Source organism: Acidiphilium sp. PA (assembly GCF_026191915.1).
GTDB lineage: Bacteria > Pseudomonadota > Alphaproteobacteria > Acetobacterales > Acetobacteraceae > Acidiphilium.
Genome location: NZ_JAIMBY010000083.1, coordinates 1 through 1,431, shown reverse-complemented (window position 1 = coordinate 1,431; position 1,431 = coordinate 1). Strand labels below are relative to the sequence as shown.

General features: G+C 58.8%; 2 pseudogenes. One reads left to right on the top strand and one right to left on the bottom strand.

The features are described from left to right. Positions 1–229 precede the first annotated feature (229 nt). Positions 230–628, bottom strand: a pseudogene (locus tag AruPA_RS21660) (transposase); the annotation flags it as partial. Between the two features lie 134 nt (positions 629–762). On the opposite strand from AruPA_RS21660, the pseudogene AruPA_RS21655 reads away from it, so the two are divergent. Continuing rightward, a pseudogene (locus AruPA_RS21655) lies at positions 763–1,083 on the top strand (IS256 family transposase); the annotation flags it as partial. Positions 1,084–1,431 lie beyond the last annotated feature (348 nt).

The following is a 1,431-nucleotide window of genomic DNA, read 5'->3' as shown; positions in this document are numbered from 1 at the left end:
CAAGAAACTCAGGGACACCCCGTCTTATGAGGCTCCGGATGACAAAGAGCTGACGCCCTTCAAATACATGCCGTTTACGAGTGACGACGATCGAATCCGTACCGTCTTGGTGATGGGTAGTCTGTCGTGTCTTCGTTTGACAGTATCCCGCATCCCGAACTGATGAGGTCCGTGGCCCGCAGGGTCGTCGACCGACATGTGCTGCATCTTATTAAGAGTCCATCCGGGATCATTTTTTTTCCTTACAGAGTTTTCGTACCATCAGCCGGATGGATGCCCAGCGTAGAAATGCAAGTCCGTTTCGGTTGCGGCATTCCCAATCCTTGGCCAACCGGCGACAACGGTTGAGCCAGCCGATGGTTCGCTCAACGATCCAGCGCTTGGGCGCAACGACGAACTTTCCGATATCGGAGCGCTTGACGATCTCGACATTGATCTGAGCGCACACGCGGCCCAGCCCTTCCTGGAATTTCCGCCCTTGATAGCCACCGTCGGCATAAAGCTTGAGCAGAAAGGGAAACAGACCGAACAGCGTTCCCATCAGCATCACGCCGCCGTCCCGATCCTGGATGTCGGCGGCGTGGACGATGGCGCAAAGCAGCAGGCCTTGCGTGTCTACAGAGCTATGGCCGAAATTGGGTGATGGCTTGGTGAGAAAGGTGGCGTATCGAAGCGAGGGAAAGCCTGCCCGAAGCTCTTGAAGCAGCGATACGCCTGTGATGAGCGATAGCACTATTCTTGCCCTTCCGTAAGCCCGGAGGCGTTGGGGATCCGCTGACGGCGATCCTGAGGGGCGGAGCCCGTCGGCTGGCGGCCCAGGCAATCGAGGCGGATGCTGAGGCGTTCCTGGCCGCGATGAAGGGTGAAAGGCTGGCTGACGGCCGCGACCGCGTTGTGCGGCACGGTCTGGGTCCGGTGAGGGAAATCCAGACCGGGATTGGTCCGGTCGCGGTGCAGCGCGTGAAGCTGCGCGACCGCGGGGCGGAAGCGGGCAGTGAGCGCATTCGTTTCACCTCGGCCCTTGTGCCGCCCTGGGCGCGTCGGACCCGGAGCCTGGATGCGTTGCTGCCCATCCTTGTAATATCGAATCCTGATATATTGCCTGTGTTCCACGAGGAATGTCCTGCCCTGGGTGGCGACCCAGGGCAGGACGGCTGGCGTCGGATCGGGCCCATCCTGGCCACTTGGGGCCGCAACGTAGCTTGATCGCGCCAGCCACTTCACCGGACCCGGATGGTTGCCGGAACTTTTGGTTCGCTTCACAAGGAAGGGTTGATGAAGATGGCAAAGCCTAAGCATTACAGTTGCATTTTAGATTTTAAGTGTGCCTGTTGAGCGATTGCTTGATGAGTTCGTCGCCACAGCGACCAAGCTATAACGAAGGCAGGTCGGATACGTTTTTGCGCGAACCGGTGTGCGATCCGCCTGATT